This is a genomic window from Saccharospirillum sp., assembly GCF_039982735.1.
Classification (GTDB): Bacteria; Pseudomonadota; Gammaproteobacteria; order Pseudomonadales; family Natronospirillaceae; genus Saccharospirillum.
Genome location: NZ_JBDWXV010000003.1, coordinates 150,693 through 167,424, shown reverse-complemented (window position 1 = coordinate 167,424; position 16,732 = coordinate 150,693). Strand labels below are relative to the sequence as shown.

At 56.8% G+C, this 16,732-nt stretch carries 12 protein-coding genes; 4 read left to right on the top strand and 8 right to left on the bottom strand.

The features are described 5' to 3' along the window. Positions 1-257 precede the first annotated feature (257 nt). Complete coding sequence (locus ABJT94_RS02130) at positions 258-2,132, bottom strand: sigma-54-dependent Fis family transcriptional regulator (protein WP_348477411.1); 1,875 nt, start codon at positions 2,130-2,132, stop codon at positions 258-260. 319 nt (positions 2,133-2,451) lie between these two features. Between ABJT94_RS02130 and ABJT94_RS02125 the strand changes: the two genes are divergently transcribed. From ABJT94_RS02125 to ABJT94_RS02115, 3 genes are all read left to right on the top strand, one after another. Beyond that, on the top strand, positions 2,452-3,975 hold the full coding sequence (locus ABJT94_RS02125; protein ID WP_348477410.1) for an aldehyde dehydrogenase family protein: 1,524 nt from the start codon (positions 2,452-2,454) through the stop codon (positions 3,973-3,975). Positions 3,976-4,642: 667 nt separating this feature from the next. After that, positions 4,643-6,127, top strand: coding sequence for a SulP family inorganic anion transporter (locus tag ABJT94_RS02120; protein WP_348476036.1), 1,485 nt, complete (start codon positions 4,643-4,645; stop codon positions 6,125-6,127). After that, positions 6,127-6,987: a universal stress protein gene (locus ABJT94_RS02115; protein ID WP_348476035.1), complete on the top strand. Its 861-nt coding sequence runs from the start codon at positions 6,127-6,129 to the stop codon at positions 6,985-6,987. The genes ABJT94_RS02120 and ABJT94_RS02115 overlap by 1 nt, the downstream gene beginning before the upstream one ends. Before the next feature lie 16 nt (positions 6,988-7,003). On the opposite strand, the gene ABJT94_RS02110 is transcribed toward ABJT94_RS02115, so the two are convergent. The 5 genes from ABJT94_RS02110 to ABJT94_RS02090 form a co-directional block, all read right to left on the bottom strand. Beyond that, complete coding sequence (locus tag ABJT94_RS02110; RefSeq protein WP_348476034.1) at positions 7,004-7,384, bottom strand: hypothetical protein; 381 nt, start codon at positions 7,382-7,384, stop codon at positions 7,004-7,006. Next, a complete protein-coding gene (locus ABJT94_RS02105; protein WP_348476033.1) occupies positions 7,381-7,929 on the bottom strand; it encodes a TIGR00730 family Rossman fold protein in 549 nt (182 codons plus the stop codon). Before ABJT94_RS02105 ends, ABJT94_RS02110 begins: the two co-directional genes overlap by 4 nt. Before the next feature lie 52 nt (positions 7,930-7,981). Beyond that, the gene (locus ABJT94_RS02100) at positions 7,982-8,494 is read right to left on the bottom strand and encodes a hypothetical protein (protein WP_348476032.1); all 513 of its coding nucleotides are present in this window, start codon (positions 8,492-8,494) and stop codon (positions 7,982-7,984) included. A gap of 122 nt (positions 8,495-8,616) precedes the next feature. Beyond that, positions 8,617-10,389, bottom strand: a complete 1,773-nt coding sequence (locus ABJT94_RS02095) for a sodium:solute symporter family protein (protein WP_348476030.1) — start codon at positions 10,387-10,389, stop codon at positions 8,617-8,619. 5 nt (positions 10,390-10,394) lie between these two features. Beyond that, positions 10,395-10,655 carry a DUF4212 domain-containing protein gene (locus tag ABJT94_RS02090; RefSeq protein ID WP_028670398.1) on the bottom strand — a complete coding sequence of 87 codons (261 nt, stop codon included), beginning with the start codon at positions 10,653-10,655 and terminating at the stop codon, positions 10,395-10,397. A gap of 234 nt (positions 10,656-10,889) precedes the next feature. On the opposite strand from ABJT94_RS02090, the gene ABJT94_RS02085 reads away from it, so the two are divergent. Then, positions 10,890-11,726, top strand: coding sequence for a putative RNA methyltransferase (locus tag ABJT94_RS02085; RefSeq protein WP_348476029.1), 837 nt, complete (start codon positions 10,890-10,892; stop codon positions 11,724-11,726). A gap of 248 nt (positions 11,727-11,974) precedes the next feature. Here ABJT94_RS02085 and aceF read toward each other — a convergent pair whose 3' ends face one another. Next, on the bottom strand, positions 11,975-13,921 hold the full coding sequence (gene aceF, locus ABJT94_RS02080) for a pyruvate dehydrogenase complex dihydrolipoyllysine-residue acetyltransferase (RefSeq protein ID WP_348476028.1): 1,947 nt from the start codon (positions 13,919-13,921) through the stop codon (positions 11,975-11,977). Positions 13,922-13,957: 36 nt separating this feature from the next. After that, positions 13,958-16,615 carry a pyruvate dehydrogenase (acetyl-transferring), homodimeric type gene (aceE, locus tag ABJT94_RS02075; RefSeq protein ID WP_348476027.1) on the bottom strand — a complete coding sequence of 886 codons (2,658 nt, stop codon included), beginning with the start codon at positions 16,613-16,615 and terminating at the stop codon, positions 13,958-13,960. Between the last annotated feature and the right edge of the window lie 117 nt (positions 16,616-16,732).

The window sequence follows — 16,732 nt, the reverse complement described above, 5'->3', positions numbered from 1 at the left end:
CCGTTATTGTTTTTTTTTGTGAGTGCAGCGTATCGACTGCTGAGCTGCGTTCTAAGAACTTTGGTTTTTATAACGCACCCGAAGGTACGGTGCAGCATCATTAGTTGAACATCTGGTCAAAAAATGATCCTAACCACATTACCCGAAAAATGTGACCGATTGGTAACATTTTTATGGGATTCTATTTGCAAAGTACGAATTATTGGGTTTCAAACGATGCAGATGCTGCAATGTGTGGCTTGGTCTGACTCATGACCCTACTGGCTGTGCCCACTCAGGTGTTTCAACTTGCGGTGCAGGGTAGTGCGGTCAATATTCAATTCACGGGCCGCTGCTGAAACGTTCCCCTGACTGTTTTCCAGTGCCGTGCTGATGGCTTGCCGTTCCCAGTCAGCGAGGGCAGGACCAGTGCCTTCTGCTGGCGCTGCCGTCCGGGCTTCGGCCAGAAAATCGGCTGACAGGTGTTCGGGTTCAATGGGTTGGTCCGGGTCGCACAGGATGCGGGCGGTTCTGAGCACGGAATGGAGCTGTCGCAAGTTGCCGGGCCAGGGGTGGTTTTCCAGCAGAGTGCAACTGGCCGGGCTTAGTGTGCCACCGCCGAGTTCAGCCATAACCCTGTCGATCAGGCTTCTGATGTCTTCCCGTTCACGCAAGGGTGGCAGGTTCAGTGTCAGGCCATTGATCCGGTAATACAGGTCCTGCCGAAACAGCCCCTGGTCGACGGCTTCACGCAGATGGGTGTGGGTGGCGCAGATTAGGTCGAAGTCGACCGGAATGGGCTGGCCGCCACCGACCGGGATCACTTGCCGCTCCTGCAGTACGCGCAGCAAACGCGGTTGCAGGGCTGTCGGCATATCGCCGATTTCATCGAGAAACAGCGTGCCTTTGTCGGCTTCCAATATCCGGCCACGGGAGCCTGCTTTGTCGGCCCCGGTAAATGCCCCCGGGCGGTAGCCAAATAGCTCGGCTTCGATCAGGCTTTCGGGAATGGCGGCGCAGTTGACCGCTACCATGGCGCCGTTGCGGGGACCAGCCTGGTGGAGTGCTCTGGCCCAGACATCCTTGCCGACCCCGGTTTCGCCTTGCAGCAGGATGGGAATGCCCTGGCCGACGATGCGTCTTGCCTGTCTGATCAGTTTGTCGATGCCCGGGTCGGTACTCTCCAGCGCTGCCAGCGGATCGGATACTGGGGTTGGACGCGGAGCCGGCGCTGTTCTAGTCGGGCTCGACGGGGTTCTGTAGGCTTTGTGTCGGGCATGCAAGGTCTGGCCACTGTGAGTCACCAGGCTGGCATGGGCTTCGGGCTCGGTCAGTCTCGGAAACAGGTTGTGCAGATTGAGGGGGTGCTCGCTGCGGTCAGGTAAATTCAGGTGCTGCCGCGCCCAGCGATTGGCGCCAATGATGTGGCCGCTATCGTCGTAGGCCAGAATACCCTCGTACAAACCACCCAGTAGATGGGCGTGAGGGTGCAGGTACATTAAATGAGCCCGCTCGCAAGTGCGTTCGAGCAGGCTGTTCTCAATCATCGATACCGCCAGATTGACCAGAGCCATGGTGTGGCGCTGGGAATGCCGCGCATCGCTGGAAATATCGAGCACACCGATCACCTGTCCACTGGGGTCAAACACCGGTACGGCCGCACAGGTTAAAAAGCCGTTCTGATCGAGAAAATGCTCCTGGCCATGCACAACTACCGAACGCCCTTCGCTGGCAGCGGTGCCAATGGCATTGGTGCCCCGCGCGCCTTCACTCCAGACACCGCCTGGCATCAATTCTACGCGCCGAGCTTCCGGTACAAAGCCCGCATCGCCCACGCCATGGAGGATGGTGCCCGTCTGGTCCGCCAGTAAGACGGCGCACTGGGTGTCCTGAATTTGCTCGAACAGGCTTTCCAGTTGCGGACGGGCGATGTCGAGCAGGGTGTGGTTGCGTTCGCGAATGTCGCGAAATTCGGGTTGCGACAGCCGTGCTTCGCGGCTGCAGTGCTCCGGTGTCAGGCCCGCTTTGAGGCTGCGCTGCCAGGAACGCTCGATCAGTGGAGATATCAGTGAACCGGGCGTCTGGCGCTGTTCAAAAAACTGATGCCTGGCGGCGGCCAGTGCCTCAGCACTGGGGTGGGTCGTAGAAGCCATCTGTGATCTCCCGGGTGTGGCATTTTGCAACACCTGATGCACCCTGCAACACCCTGTTCGGGTGATCGCCGATACCCGACCGGCGTTTGAGTTTTTATTCTTGTGGTGATGTGCGTGCTGAGTGGCCCGTGAATACTGGCTTTCCGGGGATGTACCGAGTGACGCTAAGCCCCGGCTGGCAAGCCTTGCAGGTCTGATTCACCTTGCTGTTCAGCTCCTTTGTTTTAGCCCCTTCCAGGCATCAATGCAAGCGCTGGCACGGCCGTTGCGATAGCCCTTATGGATTCACCCAAAACAACAACAGCAAGAGGTAACAACCATGCTCTATTCGCACCCTGGCCAGCCCGATTCCCCCGTCTCCGTAAAAACCCGCTATGGCAACTTTATTGGCGGACAATGGGTCGAACCCGTTAAAGGCCAGTACTTTGATAATGTGTCGCCGGTGACCGGCGATATTTTTTGCCAGATTCCGCGCTCCAGCGCCGAAGACATTGATCTGGCACTCGATGCTGCCCATGCGGCCAAAGCGGCCTGGGGGTCCATGTCGGTCACAGCGCGCTCCAACCTCTTGTTAAAGATTGCCGACCGGCTCGAACAAAATCTGGAGATGATCGCCATCGCTGAAACCTGGGATAACGGCAAGGCAGTCCGTGAGACGCTGAATGCCGATGTACCACTGGCGGTGGACCACTTTCGGTATTTTGCCGGGGCAATTCGTGCACAGGAAGGCTCCATCGGTGAAATTGACGGGCACACCGTTGCCTATCATTTTCACGAACCGCTCGGCGTCGTCGGGCAAATCATTCCCTGGAATTTTCCGCTGTTGATGGCCGCCTGGAAACTGGCCCCGGCACTGGCCAGCGGCAACTGCATCGTGTTAAAGCCGGCAGAGCAGACACCCTGGTCCATTCTGAAATTCGTTGAACTGATTGAAGATCTGCTGCCAGCCGGTGTCTTGAACGTGGTTAATGGCTACGGCGCGGAAGCGGGCCAGGCGCTGGCGACCAGCAAGCGCATCGCCAAGATTGCGTTTACCGGCTCCACGCCAGTCGGCTCGCACATTCTCAAATGCGCTGCAGAGAATATCATTCCCTCTACCGTCGAACTCGGTGGCAAATCACCCAACATTTTCTTCGAAGATGTGATGCAACATGAAGACAGCTATCTGAGCAAGTGCATTGAAGGGGTGGTGCTGGCGTTCTTTAACCAGGGGGAAGTCTGCACTTGCCCCTCCCGCCTGCTGGTGCATGAATCCATTTACGATGAGTTCATGAAAAAAGTGATTGAGCGTACCAACCAGATCAAACGCGGTAACCCACTGGATACCGAGGTGATGGTCGGCGCTCAGGCATCACAGGAGCAATTCGACAAGATCATGGGCTATTTTGCCATCGGCCGGGAAGAGGGTGCTGAGTTCCTGCTGGGCGGAGACCAGCTGGGCACTACAGAAGGCAAGTACGAGTCCGGCTTCTACATTCAGCCAACGCTGATCAAAGGCCACAACAAGATGCGCGTTTTCCAGGAGGAAATCTTTGGCCCGGTCGTGTCGGTCACCACCTTTAAAGATGAAGCCGAGGCTCTGGAAATTGCCAACGACACCGAGTTCGGCCTGGGCGCCGGTTTGTGGACACGGGATATGAATCGGGCCTACCGCATGGGCCGGGGCATCGAAGCCGGCCGCGTCTGGACCAACTGCTACCACCATTACCCGGCACACGCGGCCTTCGGTGGCTACAAGAAATCCGGTGTCGGCCGCGAAAACCACAAAATGATGCTGGATCACTACCAACAGACCAAGAACCTGCTGGTCAGCTACGACGTCAACCCCATGGGATTCTTCTGAGGCAATTCGGAGGTCAGTTTAACTGGTTGCCGTGAGTTCGTGCCAGACACCGGGTGTGCCTATCCGGGGTCGGCGTGAACCCATCCATGGGGCCTAGACCGCAGCATCCCTGCTGCGGACTTCCCCGGATAGGCACACCCGGTATCCGGCACTTTATTGGCTGCCAACAATACATTTAACCCCTGTTCTAAAAATTGTTTGCCTTGTTTGTGTTTCTTCACAGTCGGGGCTTTTTTGTGCCTGCTAGAGTGTGTCAAAGGTTACTAGCACAAGTTTCGGAGTTGGCTCAGGAGACTAGCACCGGGTGCCGGGTAGGCCTCTGCGGGGTAGTCCGCAGCACGGATGCTGCGGCCCAGGCTCCATGGATGGATTAACGCCGACCCCACAGAGGCCTACCCGGTATCCGGTGCGGGCCAGCTCCAATGAGGTGAGCCGATCTCCGGAACTAGGGTAACCAGGGGTTGTTATCTGCCCCCCAGCCGCTATCATGCGCGTCCCTTTACCGACTGAGCCTGCAGCACCATCGTGACTATTACGCCACCCTAGCGCACCATCCCATCTCTGCAGACGCCTATGTCTGACTTACTGTGTTCATCCAGGGCACGCATCCTGTATGGCTCGCCGATACGCGGCACTTAATCGTTAACTCGTACCCTCTGAGGTCCCTATGTTGTTATCTTCTACCCGGAAAGATTGGTTCGGGAATGTTCGTGGCGATGTGCTCGCCGGTTTGGTTGTTGCTCTCGCGTTGATCCCCGAAGCCATCGCCTTTTCCATTATCGCAGGCGTTGACCCCAAAGTCGGTTTGTATGCCTCTTTCTGTATCGCGGTTGTCGTTGCCTTTACCGGCGGCCGGCCGGGAATGATTTCTGCTGCGACGGGCGCCATGGCTTTGCTGATGGTGACGCTGGTGAAAGAGCATGGGCTCGAATATTTGCTGGCGGCAACGCTGCTGACCGGTGTTCTGCAGATTGTGATTGGCTATTTGCGCATGGGCGAGCTGATGCGATTTGTATCGCGCTCAGTGGTCACGGGCTTTGTGAATGCCCTGGCGATCCTGATCTTTATGGCGCAATTGCCGGAGTTGACCAATGTCACCTGGCACGTCTATGCGATGACGGTAGCAGGCCTGGGCATCATTTACCTGTTTCCGCTGATCAATAAAACCATTCCCTCGCCGCTGGTGACCATTGTTGTACTGACGGGCGTGAGTATGGTGATGGGGCTTGATATCAGAACCGTGGGCGATCTGGGCGAGTTGCCGGATACCCTGCCGATGTTCTTGTGGCCCGATGTACCGCTGAACCTCGAAACCCTGAAAATCATTTTCCCATATGCGTTTGCGCTGGCCATGGTCGGGATTCTCGAATCTCTGATGACAGCGACCATTGTCGATGATCTGACCGACACCCCCAGTGACAAGAACCGCGAGTGCAAGGCCCAGGGCGTTGCCAACATCGGTTCTGGCCTGATGGGTGGCATGGCCGGTTGCGCCATGATCGGACAGTCGGTCATCAACGTTAAATCGGGCGGTCGTGGGCGTTTGTCGACGCTGATTGCCGGCGTCGTGCTGCTGATCATGGTGGTCTTTCTGAACCCCTGGGTGTCGCAGATACCGATGGCCGCCCTGGTGGCGGTGATGATCATGGTCTCTATCGGTACCTTTAACTGGGGCTCGTTCAAAGACCTTAAGACGTACCCGCTGTCGACCAATATTGTGATGGTCGTTACCGTTATCGTTGTGGTCTGGACACATAACCTGGCCTACGGCGTCTTTGCGGGCGTGCTGCTGGCGGCATTGTTCTTTGCCAACAAGGTGGGGCACTTTATGTATGTCACCAGTGAGCTGGATGAACAGACCGATACCCGCCGCTACAGCGTCATCGGCCAGGTCTTCTTTACGTCATCCGAGAAGTTTTTGGCGTCATTCGACTTCAAAGAAGCCGTCGATCATGTTGTTATTGACCTGACCCGTGCTCATTTCTGGGACATTACCGCCGTGGGCGCACTCGACAAGGCGGTGATCAAGTTCCGCCGTGAAGGGGCACAGGTTGAAGTCATTGGTCTGAACGAAGCCAGTGAAACCATCGTTGACCGCTTTGGGGTGCACGATAAACCCGAAGAGATCGACAAAGTGTTAGGAGGTCACTGATGTTTAATAAAGACAATAAAATACTGGCCTGCATTGACGGTTCCAAATACAGCCAGTCGGTCTGTGACTATGCTGCCTGGATCAGCCAGCGCACGGATGCACCCTTGCAGTTATTGCACAACCTGGAGCACCCGGTGGGTGCCTCTACGGCTGATTTGTCCGGTGCCATTGGGCTGGGTAGCCGCGATACCCTGCTGCAGGAATTGACCGAGGTCGAAGAACAACGTAACCGGCTAATGATGGAGCAAGGCAAGCTGATGCTGGCGGCCGCCAAAGAGCGGATCGGGCAGGGCGGTACCGAAGCGTCGACCAAACAGCGCCACGGCAGCCTGACAGAATCCCTGATCGAGATGGAAGAAGACATTCGCGTTCTGGTGCTGGGTATTCGTGGCGAAGAGCACGAGCAGGACGCCACGCACCTGGGCGCTCATCTGGAAGCCACGATACGCGCTCTGCACCGACCCATTCTGGTGGTAAACACTGAATTTACGGTGCCCGAGAAAGTCATGCTGGCCTACGATGGCAGCGATGCCTCCAGCAAGGCACTCGACATGCTGGCGCAAAGCCCTCTGTTCAAAGGCATTCCGGTGCATCTTGTCACCGTAGGGGAAGACCCGGCTAACTCAAATACCCTGCAGCATAGGGCAACGGAGGTATTGCAGGCAGCGGGTCACAACGTTACTGCGGTGACCCTGGACGGTAAACCGAGTGAAGCGCTGGTGAACTACCAGGCCGAGCACGATATCGATCTGACCCTGATGGGGGCTTACAGCCATACCCGATTGCGCGAGCTGGTGCTGGGCAGTCTGACCGCCAAGGTGTTGTTGAAGTCGAACAAGCCGTTGTTGTTGTTGAGGTAAAACTTGGCTCTGTAAATCAGGGGTCGCCCGATGTATCGGCGTCCCCGTTGTCTTGCTCCACCCCCTTCCGCCAGACCTTCAGCACATAGATGTACAGCATGACCACCAGTGCAGCGGCCAGCCCCGAGGCCAGTATTGAAGGTTGCTCGACGGCATCCGGGTTCATGGTCAGCCCCAGGCCGCCAATGGTGAAGACTTGCTGCGGCATCAGCCAGCGTTTGCGCGGCCGACCGGTTAGGGTGACGCGCAGCGTGAAATGCAGGGCCATGGGCGCAACCGCCAGCAGAACCCCCCACCAGGGCGCTGGTTCTGACCCGTTCAACAGAGCGAGAATGGCTACTGTGGCGGCCACACCCAGCAAACCGGTGTAGGCGCGCATGAAAAAGGCGATGTTCATTGCGGCCGGACCTGGCTTTCCAGAGTAGTCAGCAGGCTGTCGACCGTTGATTCGATGATCAGTGTGGTCGTGAGGTCGGCCCAGGCGAAGCCCTGGTCGGTCATTCGGGTGATCATGGTGAGCAGCGGGTCGTAGTAACCGTTGTAATTCAGGATGGCCACTGGCTTGTGGTGGTAGCCCAGCATCCGCCAGGTCCAGACTTCAAAAAGCTCTTCCATGGTGCCTGGCCCGCCAGGCAGTGCGACAAAGGCATCGGCCGGCTCGGCCATGCCGGCCTTGCGTTCATGCATGGTGTCGACGACCTGCAATTCAGTGATGCCCGGGTGGGCGACTTCCCGGTCGACCAGTGCTTTGGGCATCACGCCCAGCACCTGTCGGCCACCGGCCAATACGGCATCGGCCACCGCGCCCATCAGACCAATGTTGGCGCCACCGTATATCAGGTCATGCTGTCGACGGGCCATTTGTTGGCCCAGGTTGGTGGCCAGGTCGATGTATTCCGGGCTATGACCACTTTTTGAGCCGCAATAGACTGCTATTTGCATGACGTTCCCCTGATGAATGGCGTTGCAAGAATGCCACCTTCAGCGCCCAATCTCAAAGTGCCTGGCAGACTTCAGTCATGATGGTGCTGTCTTGCTCAAGTGTGCGAATGTCATTGACCTGGGCCTCTCCGGCCTCAGTCATGGGTACCAGCTCGGTTGTGGTGCAATTGAGCAGATAGGTTTGGTAGGTCACCTGATCGATGTGTTGTTTTTCAAAGCGATACATCACGAAGCGGGCAATGGTGTCGCCTTCCTGTTCGCGGTGAATCATGTTGTTCACATCAAGCACGGTAAAGGCATTGATCATGGGGTAAACCATGGTCCAGGGCCGCCAGACCTGGTTGGGGGATTCGGTTGAAACCACCACGGAACCCTCGGGGAGCTGCGTCTGTTTCAAATCGAACCAGCTGTACTCAAAGTTGATCTGATAAGCCAGCATGCCCGCACCGGCAAAGACCGGGATGATCCATCGGGGTAATTTCTTTCGGCTGAGAAAACGTAGGAAAAGGCCAATGCCAGCGGCACCCAGGCCCGATACTGCAATTGCGATTAAATGCCATAACATGAAAGGTTAACCCTGAAATAAAACGGGCCTCCAAGTGGAAGCCCGTGAGAGAAACTGTGGTCCTGTCAGTGTACCTGTGCCGACTTCCGGGAGCGAGAGTCGGCGGCAGTACACCGGATCAATCAGTGACTGAGGTGACTCGCTGCGCCAGCGCCTTTCGGATAGCGAACGCTTTCAACCAGCTCCTGAATTTCTTTCGGTGGTGCATCGGTCGCGTTGGATACGATGAAGGCAACGCCGAAGTTGATCATAGCACCGACAGCCCCGAAGGACAGTGGTGAAATACCAAACAGCCAGTTGTCAGCCGTGTTGGCCAGCATGTTGGTGTCTGGAATGAAGAACCAGCCGAGGTAGGTGAAGATGTACAGCAGCGTGGACAACAGACCCGCCAGCATACCGGCGATCGCACCCTTGTCGTTCATGCGGGTCGAGAAAATACCCATCATGATCGCCGGGAAGATCGAGGCAGCCGCAATACCAAAGGCCAGAGCGACCGTCTGCGCCGCGAACCCGGGTGGATTAAGGCCCAGATAGGTTGCCAGCAGAATGGCACCGCCCATGGAGATACGGGCAGCGAGCATTTCACCTTTTTCACTGATGTCTGGTTTGAGGGTTTTCTTGATCAAATCGTGACTGATGGCCGAGGAAATGGCCAGCAACAAGCCTGCTGCTGTCGACAGAGCCGCCGCGATACCGCCCGCTGCAATCAAACCGATAACCCAGCCTGGCAGGTTGGCGATTTCAGGGTTGGCCAGTACCAGGATGTCGTTGTTAACGGTCAGTTCATTGCCTGCCCAGCCACGAGATTCTGCGGTGTCTTCAAAGGAAGGTACGGCATTGTAGAACTGGATGCGACCGTCGTTGTTCTTGTCGTCGAAGTTCACCAGACCGGTTTCTTCCCAGCTGCGAATCCACTGCGGCCGCTCGTCATAGGCCAGCGCAGGGGCTTCGGCACCATCCGGGAAGACGGTGGTCAGCAGGTTCAGACGAGCCATTGAAGCAACGGCAGGGGCTGTCAGGTACAGCAGGGCGATGAACACCAGTGCCCAGCCGGCAGACCAGCGTGCGTCAGCCACCTTGGGTACGGTGAAGAAGCGGATGATTACGTGGGGCAGACCTGCAGTACCGATCATCAGTGACAGGGTAAACAGCACCATGTTCAGCTTGTTGGACACGTCTGCGGTGTAGTCCCGGAAGCCCAGTTCACGTACCACTTCATCCAGTTTGGCCAGCAACGGCATGCCGGAGTCAGTATGCTCGCTGAACAGACCGAACATCGGAATCGGGTTGCCAGTCAATTGCAGTGAAATAAAGATCGCCGGAATGGTGTAGGCGATGATCAGCACGACATACTGGGCTACCTGAGTATAGGTAATGCCTTTCATGCCGCCGAATACCGCGTAGAAGAACACAATGACCGCCGCAATCCAGATACCTGCTGTACTGCTTACTTCCAGGAAGCGTGAGAAGGCAACACCGGCACCGGTCATCTGACCGATTACGTAGGTTACCGACGCCACGATCAGGCAGACAACGGCGACCAGACGCGCCTTGCTGCTGTAGAAACGGTCGCCAATGAAGTCAGGCACTGTGAACTTGCCGAACTTGCGCAGGTAGGGTGCCAGCAGCATGGCCAACAATACATAGCCACCCGTCCAACCCATCAGGAAGGTTGAATTGGCGTAACCACCAGCGGAAATCAGGCCCGCCATGGAGATGAACGAAGCAGCCGACATCCAGTCGGCCGCTGTTGCCATGCCGTTGGTCACCGGGTTGATGCCGCCACCGGCGACGTAGAATTCTTTGGTAGAGGATGCCCGGGCCCATATCGCGATACCGATATAAAGCGCAAAGGAGCCGCCAACAAAGATCAGGTTAATTGCAAATTGACTCATCTGCCTTACTCCCCGAGGTCGAATTTCTTATCGAGTTTGTTCATCTTCCAGGCGTAGAAGAAGATCAGACCGATAAAGCTGAGAATTGAACCCTGTTGAGCAAACCAGAAGCCGAGGTCGGTGCCACCGAATTGAATTCCGGCCAGTAACGGACGAAACAGAATGGCGCAACCGTAGGACACAAAAGCCCAGACGATCAGGCAACCCAGAATCAATCTCAGGTTAGCCGACCAATACTGCGCCGCTGGGGATTTTTCATCACTCATGATGTGTTCTCCGTCTTATTGTTGTTGAACGAGCTAGAGAGTGCGCGGTGTTCTTAAGAATACCCAACGCTATGGTGCATAATTGCAGTGTCCATTGAAAAGCCAGACTTTAGTCGCATGAGAGGGGACTGCTGCGAGCTGCGAGCTATTAGCTGAGAGTTTAGTGATAGGACGAGCCGTGCCTGGTTGGTCTTTTTCGGTACAATGGCGTCACATTCCCGGCCAATACTGATCATGCCTGTTACCACTTTTGACCGTCTTGCCTGCCCATTGGATGGCCAGCCACTGACCCGCCAGAATAATGCCTGGCAGTGCCCGCAGGGGCATAGCTTCGATATTGCCCGCCAGGGCTACGTGCATTTGTTACCGGTTCAGAATAAACGGTCGAAAGACCCCGGCGACAGCAAAACCATGGTGGCCGCCCGGCAACGGTTTCTCAACGCAGGGCATTACCAGCCTATTGCCGACGCGCTCAATAAAGCTGTGCTGCCGGGGTTGCCCGCTGAGGCCGCTTGTTTGGATGCTGGCTGTGGCGAGGGCTATTACCTGCGACAGCTTGGCCAGGCTGTGCCGGATGGTATCAATATGCAGGTGATAGGGCTGGATGTTTCCAAATGGGCCGTGCTGTCGGCCGCCAAACAGTACCCGGCATCCACCTGGGTGGTGGGCACAAATGCCCACATACCGGTACCCGACAGCAGCCTCGACCGGGTGCTTTGTGTGTTTGGTTTCCCCGTATTCGACGAGTTTGCCCGGGTATTGAAGCCAGGAGGACGGCTGATCATGGTCGACCCGGGGCCAGACCATTTGCGTGAACTGCGGGACATCATTTACCCCAGCGTCACCGAGCGACCTGCTGGGGAGCGCGCTGTGCCCGAATCGTTTCAGGAGGTGAGCCGGGAGACCGTTCGCGAAACGATTGTGCTGGAGAGCGGATCAAACATTTCGGACCTGCTAGTGATGACACCGCATCTATACCGGGCACCCGCTGAAGGTCTGGCCAGAGCTTCCGAGTTGACCCGGTTGCAACTGACACTCGATGTGCGGATTCAGGTGCTGGAAGTCAATTAACTCAAGTTTGTAGTTCGCAGGAGAAACGAGCGGCGGGTGCCGGATGAGCCCTTGTGGGGAAGTCCGCAACATGGATGTTGCGGTCTAGGCCCCATGGAAGGGTTGAGTGGGCGGCATTCCGCCCGACCCCACAAGGGCTCATCCGGCACCCGTTGCGGGCTATTGCTGCCCAGCCAACCCGAACTCCTGAATTTGACATAAAAAAACCCGGCCTGGGCCGGGTTGATTGAATCGCTATAAGGGGCTTTTTACAGCACCAGTCTGCGAATGTCGCTCAGGACCTCGGTCAGGTAGGTCGCGAACTTGGCCGCATCGGCCCCGTTCACGGCCCGGTGATCGTAGGACAACGACAGTGGCGTGAAGGTGCGCGGCACGAATTCCTTGCCGGTCCAGTGTGGTTTCACCTGGTTCTTGGAGACACCGAGGATCGCCACTTCCGGTGCGTTCACAATGGGCGTGAACGCCGTACCGCCGAGACCGCCGAGACTGGAGACGGTAAATGAACCACCGCGCATCTCGTCAGACTTCACCTTGCCATCCCGACCGCGCTTGGCGTAGTCGATGATCTCATCGGCAATCTGCCAGATCGACTTCTTGTCGGCATCGCGAATCACCGGAACAATCAGGCCGTTAGGCGTGTCGACTGCGATACCGATGTGCACATAGTGCTTCTGTACGATGCGCTTGCCGTCAGCCATCAGCGAGACGTTGAAGTTCGGGAACTCCAGCAAGGCCGAAGCACAGGCCTTAACAATGAACGCCAGCGGGCTGATCTTGATGCCACGCTTCTCCATTTCACCTTTCAGCGACTGGCGGAACGCCTCCGTATCGGTCACATCGGCTTCGTCGAACTGAGTTACATGCGGAATGTTCAGCCAGTTACGCGCCATGTTCTGGGCGGTTATCTGCTGAATCCGCGTCAGGTCTTTCACCTCTACGTCACCAAACTTGCTGAAGTCCTGATCCGGCACGCTCGGAATTCCAGCACCGCCAGCAACCTGGGCAGGTTCCTGAACACGCTTTTTGACCCAGGCGGCTACGTCGTCTTTTACGATGCGGCCTTTCGGGCCAGAGCCAGGCACCAGCGCCAGGTCGACGCCAAATTCACGGGCCAGCTTACGCACCGCAGGGCCGGCATGCACAGTCTTGGACGGACCCACCGGGGCGTCATCGTGGGCCATTGCCAGAGTCGCTGGTTGTTCTTCAGCGGCGGCTTTGGGTGCCGGGGCGCTAGACTTGGCTGGCTTGTCGTCAGACTTGGCAGAAGACGCTTCACCGCCGCTGACCTTCAGTTTCAGCAGGGGTGTACCTTCACTGACCTTGTCGCCGGTCTTGACCAACACTTCAACCACTTCACCGGCTTCCAGGGCAGGTACTTCCATGCTGGCCTTGTCGGTTTCCAGAACCACCATGGGGTCGTCGATGGCCAGGGTGTCGCCGGGCTTAACCGAGACTTCGATAACATCCACTTCCGATGCATCGCCAAGGTCCGGCGTGTTGACGGTGATTACACTGTCTTTGCCGCCACCGGATGACGCTGGCGCGCCCGCTTGTTTGGCGTTGTCGTCGCTTTCCTGGCTGTCATCCGCCGACGATTCAGCACCGCCGCCCGCCGACTTCACTTCTACCAGAACGCTGCCTTCTTTAACCTGGTCGCCTTCCTTTATCTTGATCGAGACCACTTCACCGGCGACGTCAGAAGGCACTTCCATGCTCGCCTTGTCGGATTCGAGCACCACGATGGGGTCGTCGACCTCGATGGTGTCGCCGACCTTGACGTTGATTTCAATAACGCCGGCTTCGTCCATGCCGATGTCCGGCACCTTGACGGAGACGACCTCGCCACCGCTTTTGGAGGCTTCTTTCTTGGCCGGTTTTTCGGCCTTTTCTGCAGACGGCTTGTCAGCTTTCTCGTCGGATTTTTTATCAGACGCTGAGCTGTCGTCGCTGTCGGAATCGCCTTCAATTTCCAGGTACAGAATTTCGTCGCCTTCTTTGAGGCTGTCACCTTCCTTGACTTTCACCTGGGTGACTTTCCCGGCTTTGGGCGACGGGACATCCATGGAGGCCTTGTCCGACTCCAGCACAATCAGGGTATCGTCTTCGCTGACGGTATCCCCGGCTTTGACGCTGACCTCAATAACCGAGGCCTCGTCCATTCCCAGATCGGGAACCTTAATGATTTCAGTTGCCATGTATGACTCCTAAATCCGCTCGTATCCTGTACCCGATCAAGACAGCGCCGGGTTGGGTTTGTTGGGGTCGAGGTTGAACTGTTTCAGCGCCTTGGTGACGTCTTTCGCATCAACAGTGCCTTCTTCCGCGAGGGCGTTCAGAGCGGCGACAACGATCCAGTAACGGTCGACTTCAAAGAAGTGACGCAATTTCTGGCGCGAGTCACTGCGGCCAAAGCCGTCGGTACCCAGCACGTGGTAGCTGTGCGGAACCCACTTACGGATCTGGTTGGCGTAGTTTTTCATGTAGTCACTTGCAGCAATGACAGGACCACGACGGCTTTCCAGCATTTCGGTCACGTACGACTTCTTCTTGTCGCGTTCCGGGTTCAGCAGGTTGTCGCGGTCGGTGTTCAGGCCATCACGGGTAAGTTCGTTATAGCTGGTGACGGCCCAGACGTCGGCTTGCACGCCGAAGTCGTCGCGCAGCAGGGTGGCAGCGGCCCGCACTTCCTGCAGGATAGAGCCGGAACCAAACAACTGAACCGCCTTTTTGCCTTTCTTGACGCCATCTTCAAGCAGGTACATGCCGCGCTTGATGCCATCGACCATGGCCTCATCGAGACCCGGGTTGTGGTAGTTCTCGTTCAGCGTGGTGATGTAGTAAAAGACGTTTTCCTGGTCTTCAACCATGCGCTTCATACCTTCCTGCACGATGGTGACCAGCTCGTAGCCGTAGGTGCAGTCGTAGGTGACGCAGTTTGGAATGGTACCGGCCAAAACGTGGCTGTGGCCATCCTGGTGCTGCAGGCCTTCGCCGTTCAGGGTGGTGCGGCCCGAGGTGGCACCTATCAGGAAGCCACGTGCCTGGAGGTCACCGGCGGCCCAGGACAAATCGCCCACGCGCTGGAAACCGAACATCGAATAATAGATGTAGAACGGAATCAGCTGGCGGTTGTAGGTGCTGTAAGCCGTTGCGGCCGCCAGCCAGGAGCTGAAGGCGCCACTTTCGTTGATGCCTTCCTGCAGGATCTGACCCTTAACGTCTTCCTTGTACCACATCACCTGGCCTTTATCCTGAGGGATGTACAGCTGGCCATTGGGTGAATAGATACCGAACTGACGGAACAGACCTTCCATACCGAAGGTACGGGCCTCGTCCGGAACGATCGGCACGATGCGGTCGCCGATGTTCTTGTCTTTCATCAGCGTTGAAATCAAGCGCACAAAAGTCATGGTGGTCGAGATTTCACGATCACCGCTGTCTTTGGTCAGCGCTTCGAACGATTCCAGCGACGGTACCTTCAACTGCTCTTTGGCGGTCTGGCGACGCATTGGAATGTAGCCGCCCAGGTCATTACGGTGCTTGCGAATGTACTGCATTTCCGGGCTGTTTTCGTCCGGGCGGTAGAACGGAATCTTGCCTGCTTCCAACTCTTCATCGGAGATCGGCACACCACAGCGGTCGCGGAAGGTTTTCAGATCGTCAACGCTCAACTTTTTCAGAGAGTGTGTAGCGTTCTTGCCTTCGCCAGCTTCAATGCCATAACCCTTAACGGTGTGCGCCAGAATAACAGTCGGCTGGCCGTTGTTGTCATTCACCGCGCGGTCAAACGCCGAGTAAACCTTGTACGGGTCGTGACCACCGCGGTTCATGCGGTAGATGTCTTCGTCGCTCATGTCCTTGACCATCTCGGCCAGTTCCGGATATTTGCCGAAGAAATGCTCTCGGGTGTAGGCACCACCGTGCGATTTGAACGCTTGCAGTTCGCCATCGACGACTTCGTCCATGCGCTTTTGCAACAGGCCCTTGCTGTCTTTGGCAAACAGCTTATCCCACTGACGCCCCCAGACCACCTTGATGACGTTCCAGCCGGCACCGCGGAACATGCCTTCCAGTTCCTGGATGATCTTGCCGTTACCGCGAACCGGCCCATCGAGGCGCTGCAGGTTGCAGTTAATGACGAAGTTGAGGTTGTCGAGGTGTTCGCGACCGGCCAGTGAAATGGCACCCAGTGATTCCGGCTCGTCGGTTTCGCCATCGCCGAGGAAAGCCCAAACCTTGCCGCCCTTGTCGATTTCGCCACGGTTTTCCAGATAACGCATGACGTGCGCCTGGTAAATCGCCTGAATCGGGCCAAGACCCATGGAAACGGTCGGGAACTGCCAGTAATCGGGCATCAGCCAGGGGTGCGGGTAGGAAGAAAGACCCTTGCCGTCGACTTCACGGCGGAAGTTGTCGAGCTGCTCTTCCGACAGCCGGCCTTCAACGAATGACCGTGCATAAATGCCCGGCGAAATGTGGCCCTGGAAATAAACCATGTCACCCGGGTGGGTATCGGTCGGGGCGCGCCAGAAATGGTTGAAACCCATGTCGTACAGAGTGGCCGAGGACTGAAAGCTGGAAATGTGGCCGCCCAGTTCATCACCGCTCTTGTTGGCACGAATCACCATGGCCACGGCGTTCCAGCGAATCATGGCGCGAATCTTACGCTCCATGTCGTTGTCGCCCGGGTACTTGGGTTCTTCGTCCAGGGTAATGGTGTTGCGGAACGGTGTGTTCAGCGCAAAGGGAACATCCGGACCGCCCTTGGTGATGTTGTCGGACAAACGCTTGAGCAGGAACTGCGCGCGGTCATTGCCTTCTTCGCGCATAACCGATGCCAGGGCATCAAGCCATTCCTGCGTTTCAATCGGATCGATATCGTGTTCCATAAAGTTCAGACCTCTTCCCCTATGGGTTGAATCATCAGAGTAGATTCACAAGTTGCGAGCCGGTGTGATAAGCACCCGCCCGTTTGAAAACAGTGGTTTAACTCTAGCCTACTATTA